This window comes from Allobaculum fili (assembly GCF_020969955.1).
Taxonomy (GTDB): Bacteria; Bacillota_I; Bacilli_A; order Erysipelotrichales; family Erysipelotrichaceae; genus Allobaculum; species Allobaculum fili.
In genome coordinates, this window is sequence record NZ_JAHDSX010000199.1 from 1 (window position 1) to 203 (window position 203).

The 203-nt window shown below is 46.3% G+C and carries 1 pseudogene; it reads right to left on the minus strand.

From position 1 onward, the window contains the following. Positions 1 to 203 (minus strand): annotated as a pseudogene (locus Afil_RS11045) (IS21 family transposase); the annotation flags it as partial.

Here is a 203-nt window from a genome sequence, read left to right on the forward strand (position 1 = left end):
TTTCTCTGACCATTAATCATCAGCTTCACTTCGCCAAAATCGTATTCAAACCGGTCACCTGGTTCGTAGTCCTGACTGATGAAGCATTCTCTGTGCCTGTTCCTTTTCTCTTTGACCCTTTTTGTGATGGTCGACAATCCAATGTCGAATCCAGCAGCCCTGATCAGATCCCAGATCTGTAAGCAGGTCAGCTGCTGCTTATG